Annotated in this window: 5 protein-coding genes; 3 read left to right on the top strand and 2 right to left on the bottom strand. The window is 33.3% G+C overall.

Annotated features, from left to right (window positions below; all coding sequences use genetic code 11):
* Window positions 1–63 precede the first annotated feature (63 nt).
* Both asnS and RT99_RS10650 read right to left on the bottom strand, forming a co-directional pair.
* Window positions 64–1,509 (bottom strand): asparagine--tRNA ligase, encoded by a 1,446-nt coding sequence (asnS, locus tag RT99_RS10655; protein ID WP_042564737.1) that lies wholly within the window; start codon window positions 1,507–1,509, stop codon window positions 64–66.
* 344 nt (window positions 1,510–1,853) lie between these two features.
* Window positions 1,854–4,238 (bottom strand): RND family transporter, encoded by a 2,385-nt coding sequence (locus RT99_RS10650; RefSeq protein WP_042564736.1) that lies wholly within the window; start codon window positions 4,236–4,238, stop codon window positions 1,854–1,856.
* Window positions 4,239–4,418: 180 nt separating this feature from the next.
* Here RT99_RS10650 and RT99_RS10645 point away from each other — a divergent pair, with 180 nt between their 5' ends.
* From RT99_RS10645 to RT99_RS10635, 3 genes are all read left to right on the top strand, one after another.
* Window positions 4,419–4,748, top strand: coding sequence for a multidrug efflux SMR transporter (locus RT99_RS10645; RefSeq protein ID WP_042564735.1), 330 nt, complete (start codon window positions 4,419–4,421; stop codon window positions 4,746–4,748).
* 141 nt (window positions 4,749–4,889) lie between these two features.
* A complete protein-coding gene (locus tag RT99_RS10640) occupies window positions 4,890–5,651 on the top strand; it encodes a sensor histidine kinase (RefSeq protein WP_042564734.1) in 762 nt (253 codons plus the stop codon).
* A complete protein-coding gene (locus RT99_RS10635; RefSeq protein ID WP_042564733.1) occupies window positions 5,614–6,333 on the top strand; it encodes a LytTR family DNA-binding domain-containing protein in 720 nt (239 codons plus the stop codon). Before RT99_RS10640 ends, RT99_RS10635 begins: the two co-directional genes overlap by 38 nt.
* The last annotated feature ends 81 nt before the right edge of the window (window positions 6,334–6,414 follow it).

Raw genomic sequence — 6,414 nt, 5'->3', positions numbered from 1 at the left:
TCTTTAATCAGTTTTTAAAAATAAAACTTAGTGTCTTTGTGCCTTCGTGGCAAATCTTCTTTTCTAAAATTCCGCACTTCCAGGAGTTCTCGGGAAAGGAATTACGTCTCTAATGTTTGTCATTCCAGTAACAAACAATACCAAACGCTCAAATCCTAAACCAAAACCTGCGTGAGTTGCAGAACCAAATCTTCTGGTGTCTAAATACCAGTATAATTCTTCTTCATCGATGTTTAAAGCTTTCATTTTCTCCACCAAAACATCGTAACGCTCTTCTCTTTCAGAACCACCAACAATTTCTCCAATTCCAGGGAAAAGGATGTCCATTGCACGAACAGTTTCTCTTCCAGGCTCAGTGTTATCGTTCAAACGCATGTAAAACGCTTTAATGTTTGCAGGATAATCATATAAAATTACCGGGCATTTAAAGTGTTTTTCTACTAAGTAACGTTCGTGTTCTGATTGTAAATCAGCTCCCCATTCTTCGATGATATAGCTGAATTTTTTCTTTTTATTTGGAGTTGAATCTCTTAAAATATCAATTGCTTCGGTATAAGAAACACGTTTGAAGTTGTTTTCTAAAACGAAGTTCAATTTTTCTAACAAAGCCATTTCGCTTCTTTCTGCCTGAGGTTTTGATTTTTCTTCTTCTAAAAGTCTTCCTTCTAAAAATTTCAAATCATCTTTACAATTGTCTAAAGCATATTTAATTACGTACTGAATAAAATCTTCAGCCAAATCCATGTTGTCATCAAGATCGTTGAAAGCAACTTCAGGCTCAATCATCCAGAATTCTGCAAGGTGACGGGAAGTATTTGAATTTTCTGCTCTAAACGTTGGTCCAAACGTATAAATCTGACCCAAAGCCATAGCGAAAGTTTCACCTTCTAATTGTCCCGAAACGGTTAAGTTCGTATGTTTTCCAAAGAAATCTTTTTTGAAATCAATGTTTCCTTCTTCATTTTTTGGAAGATTATCCAATGGCAATGAAGTTACCTGAAACATTTCTCCGGCACCTTCAGCATCAGCTCCGGTAATAATTGGCGTGTTTACATACACAAACCCTTTTTGTTGAAAATAGTTGTGAACCGCAAACGACAATACCGAACGCACACGCATAATTGCTCCAAAAGCATTAGTACGAACACGTAAATGTGCATTTTCACGTAAAAATTCTAATGAGTGTTTTTTCGGCTGCATTGGGAATTTCTCCGCATCAGAATCTCCAAGGATTTCAAGTTTGTTAACCTGAATTTCATATTTCTGACCAGCACCTTTACTTTCAACCAAAGTTCCAATTACAGAAACAGCAGCTCCGGTTGTGATTCTTTTTAAAGTTTCTTCCGGTGTATTTTCAAAATCAACAACACATTGTATATTATTAATGGTAGAACCGTCATTAAGCGCGATGAACTGATTATTTCTAAAAGTTCTCACCCATCCTTTTGCATTTACTTCCTGTAGCGTCGTCGTACTGTTTAATAAGTCTTTAACTTTTGTGTGTCTCATTTTTGTATATAATGTTGAAATTAAATTATTTGTTGTGTAATAACTGCAAATATAAACGATAATTATTAAAATTAGAAGCTATTTCCTGCTATCCGCTTGTATCTTTTTCTGTCTAAAGAAGCCAGAAAAAGGATACCGCTTCTATCAGGGCTAGGGCAATCGTTTTCAAAAGAGCCGTTTGTCATTTCGACGGAGGAGAAATCACACAAGGAATTCCGTAAACAAAATCGCCAATCTTTGTAGAATTACGTGTGTGATTTCTCCTCCGTCGAAATGACAAGTTTGCGTATTTATTTTTGTCAAAGTTTAAAACTTTGACAAAGATTCGTGATATTTAATCCGTGCTAATTTGTGAAATTCGTGTTTCCTTCCAATCCCTCCAAATCCTCTTTCTTAGCCTTCTTTTTCTCAAAAGTCAAAACCAAAGCCGGTAAAACCAATAAATTGGCAAACATCGCAAACGCCAATGTACAAGAAATTAATCCACCAAGAGCGATTGTTCCGCTAAAACTAGAAAGTGTGAAAGTAGCAAATCCTAAAATTAAAACTACCGAAGTATAAAAAGTACTGATTCCTGTTTCTCTTAAAGCACTGAAAACAGATTTTTTGACTTTTCCGTTACTTTGTATTAAATCATGTTTGTACTTCGCCATAAACTGAATAGCATTATCAACCGATATTCCAAATGCAATACTAAATACCAAAATCGTTGAAGGTTTTAATGGAATCCCGAAATACCCCATCAATCCAGATGTAATGCAAAGTGGTAAAACATTCGTAATTACCGATGCAAAAACCATTTTGAACGAACGGAACAAATACAACATCAAAATCGCGATCACCAAAATTGCGAAAATCAACGATTCAATTAAGTTGTCAACCAAATATGATGTTCCTTTTTGGAAAACCAATGCTTTTCCGGTAACGGTAACTTCAAAGTGATCTTTCGGGAAAATTTCATCTATTTTAGAATGTAATTTTTTCTCGACTTTCGCCATTTCATCGGTACCAATATCTTTCATAAAAGTTGTGATTCTGGCATATTGTCCGGTAGAATCAACATAACTTTTCATTAAGTTTTCTTTGCTGTTTTTAGTTGCGTTTTTGGCGTATGCCAAAATAAATGTCTGCTCCTGCGAAGTTGGTAATTGGTAATATTCAGGATTTCCGTTGTAAAAAGCCTGTTTTGAATATTTAACCAAATTCACCACAGAAACCGGTTTTGCCAATTCCGGCATTTCGGCAATTGTGTTTTGCAATTCGTCCATTTTACGAATTGTAGACGCTTTCATGACACCTTTTTTCTTTTTGGTGTCAATCATAATCTCAAGCGGCATTACACCGTTAAATTCTTTTTCGTAGAATAAAATATCTTTAAAGAAGGAAGCGCTTTTTGGCATTTCTCCAATCAAACTTCCGGAAACTTTCATTTGCGAAACCCCAATAATACTAAATACCAAAAGCAAACCGTAAATGGTATAAATTACTTTTCGTTTGTTTCTTACCACATTTTCTACAAAATCCAATAAAGTCGAAATGTAGGTTTTTGTTAAATGATACAAGTGTTTTTCTCCCGGAACCGGCATAAAACTGTATACAATTGGCACAATTAAAAGCGTCAATAAATAAACAGAAATTACATTGATAGAAGTTACTAAACCAAACTCAAAAAGCAGGTCGTTTCCTGTAATCATAAAGGTTGCAAAACCTATGGCAGTTGTTAAATTCGTCATTAAAGTCGAAACCCCAATTTTCGAAATAATGCGCTGTAAAGCTTTTGCCTGATTATTATGTAATTTAATTTCCTGTTGGTATTTATTAATCAGGAAAATGCAATTCGTGATTCCGATTACGATAATCAATGGCGGAATAATAGCCGTTAAAATCGTGATTTTATAATGAAATAATCCAAGTGTTCCAAACGACCAGATTACACCAACAATTAAAATACAAATCGAAATAAATGTTGCTCGGAACGAACGGAAAAAGAAAAAGAAAATCAGAGAAACCGTAAATAAAGCCGCACCAATAAAAAGACCAATTTCGCCTTTCATATTGTCAGCATTGATTGTTCTGATGTATGGCATTCCCGAAACACGTAAATCGATTCCGGTTGTTTTTTCGAATTTGTCGATCTTCGGAACTAAATTTTCAAGAATAAAAGTCTTTCTTTCGGCAGTATTTACAAGCGCTTTGTTCATGTAAATGGCCGAGCGTACACTTCCGCTTTCTTTGTTAAACAACAATCCTTCATAAAAAGGTAAATTGTGAAATAAATCAAATTGTACTTTTTTTAAGTATTCAGGATCAACTGTTTTGCTTTGGTCGATAAACGGAGCCAGAACAAATTTCTCGTTGACAGTATCTTTTTCTAATTTTTTTAAATCATTTAAAGAAACAACCAAATCTACTTCTTTTGAGTTTTTCAGACCGGTCATTAATTCATTCCATGCAGCGTAATTTTTGGGTGTAAAGAAACTTTTGTCCTGAAAACCAATTACAATAAGGTTTCCTTCTTCTCCAAACTTGTCCAGGAATTTTTGATAATCTTTATTTGCAATATGATCTTTAGGAAGTAAATTAGCTTCGGTATAAGTCATGGAAAGGTTTCTCCATTGAAAACCAAGGAAAATTGTCAGGGCCGCAACCAAAACCAAAATTGTTATTCTGTTTTTAAGTATAATTCGGGCAACTTTCTCCCAAAATCCAACTTGAATAGCGTTTTTCATAAATTATTTAAAATGGATGCAAATGTAGTGAAAAGACCTCAAAATGATAAATAATCACTTGTATTTTACGTAATGTTAACACAAATTAACAGCGTAATTTTTATGATAATTTACTTACAATTGGATGATTTCCTCGTTAGCTTTTCTCATATTTGCAATTAATTTAAATATGAAAAGAAAATGAACTGGATTTTATTAATTATTGCCGGACTTTTTGAAGTTGGATTTGCATCTTGTTTGGGTAAAGCCAAAGAAACAACCGGAATTTTGTCAACGTATTGGATGGCAGGTTTTTTTGTTTGTCTTACTATAAGCATGGTTTTATTGTACAAAGCGACGCAGGTTTTGCCAATAGGAACAGCTTATGCTGTTTGGACAGGAATAGGCGCTGTTGGAACTGTTTTGGTTGGAATTTTTATCTTTAAAGAACCTGCGACTTTCTGGAGAATTTTCTTTCTTTCAACATTAATTGCTTCAATTATTGGGTTGAAATTTGTTTCTAGTCATTAAGATATTGCCCACGGATTTTACGGATGAAACGGATTTACGCAGATTAATTAAATTTTAATTCGTGAATCCGTTTCATACGTAAAATCCGCGGGCAAAAAATATTTAGCTACTTTTACAAAACATTATAAAAAATAGGTTTTAATGCAGGAAAACAACACCATCACTTTTATTTTTTTAGCGATTATTTTACTGCTAATTGTCATCATTTGTTTTATGGTGTATCAATTAATGCAGTCTAAAAAAGCAAAAGAAGATGCTGAAAAAAGTTTTTATGCACTCGAAATGAAAGTAAACGATTTGCAGTTAGAAACATTAGAGTCGAAACTGAATCCGCATTTGTTTAAGAATATTTTAAACTCGATTCAATCTCATGCTTATCAAACTTATTTTGCTCTGGATAAATTGGCCAATGTTTTGGATTATATTTTATACGAAAGCAAAAAGAAATTTGTAACGGCAAAAGAAGAAATTGATTTTGCGTTGAATCTTATCGAAATCAATAAAATAAAAATAAGTCCGCTTTTTGAGTTGAAGATAAAAACCAACATCAACAAAGAAGATAAATTATATGAACAGCCTTTGCTCGCGCCGCTAATTTCGATTGATTTAATTGAAAATGCTTTTAAACATGCTGATCTGCAAAGTGCCGATGCTTTTATTTCGGTAGTTTTTGAGTTCAAAGACAATGCTTTTTTTATGACAGTTTCGAATAAAATATCAGATAAAAAAGTATTAAAAAAAGAACGGAGCGGTTTAGGAAATGCTACCTTAGAACATCGTTTGAGAATTATTTATAAGAATAATTTCAAACTTGAAAAATTTGTTGAAAACGACATTTATATTGCTCATCTAAAAATAGATTTACTTGAATACAAAACTGAAATGCTTGCTACTGGACGATGAGTTGCCGGGTTTAACGTATCTCAAAATGCTTTGCGAACAAATTCATGAAATAGAAATCGTAAAAACATTTAATAATCCCGAGAAACTATTGGCCGAAATTCCGGATCTCGATTTTGATTTGTTAATTTCAGATATCGAAATGCCTGGAATTGATGGCTTGCATTTGGCGGAAATGATTCAGGATAAATTGGTTATTTTTTGCACGGCATATAAAGAGTATGCTGCCGAGGCATTTAATATTGATGCTGTAGATTATATTACTAAACCCGTAAAATTAGAACGTTTGCAAAAAGCAATCTCCAAAGCTTTTGAACGTTTTCATAAACCCGAGACAGCAAAGAAATTTATGCAGCTCAATACAGACAAGGGGAAAACTTTGTTATATTTTAATCAAATTCAATATGTCAAAACTGCGGTTAGTGATAGCCGTGATAAAACGGTTCTTTTAACAGATGGCAGTTTTATGAATCTGAAAAACGTTAAATTTGATACCCTTTTGAATGAATTGCCCGATGCTGATTTCTGTCGCGTAAACAAAAAGGAAATTGTTGCTGTAAAAGCCATAAAATTCTTCAATCATAACGAAATTGTTTTGCATCATTTAGATAAAAATGATAAAAACAGTACTTTAATTTTGAGCGAAACCTATCGATCTGACTTTTTGAAAAAGGTCAAAATCTAACTTATTACAAAGTTTTTCAGACTTATTACATACATTGAAAATTAGCCTTAAATTTACTTTTTCAGGTAACTTTCACTTCTG

Source organism: Flavobacterium sp. MEB061 (genome assembly GCF_000834715.1).
Taxonomy (GTDB): domain Bacteria; phylum Bacteroidota; class Bacteroidia; order Flavobacteriales; family Flavobacteriaceae; genus Flavobacterium; species Flavobacterium pectinovorum.
The sequence above is the reverse complement of the archived record's forward strand: the minus strand, read 5'-3'. Positions and strand labels throughout refer to the sequence as shown.

What these genes read in the sequence shown, in the direction of transcription:
- asnS (WP_042564737.1), bottom strand. Translation starts at nt 1,509, where the DNA reads ATGAGACACACAAAAGTTAAAGACTTATTAAACAGTACGACGACGCTA.
- RT99_RS10650 (WP_042564736.1), bottom strand. Translation starts at nt 4,238, where the DNA reads ATGAAAAACGCTATTCAAGTTGGATTTTGGGAGAAAGTTGCCCGAATT.
- RT99_RS10645 (WP_042564735.1), top strand. Translation starts at nt 4,419, where the DNA reads ATGAACTGGATTTTATTAATTATTGCCGGACTTTTTGAAGTTGGATTT.
- RT99_RS10640 (WP_042564734.1), top strand. Translation starts at nt 4,890, where the DNA reads ATGCAGGAAAACAACACCATCACTTTTATTTTTTTAGCGATTATTTTA.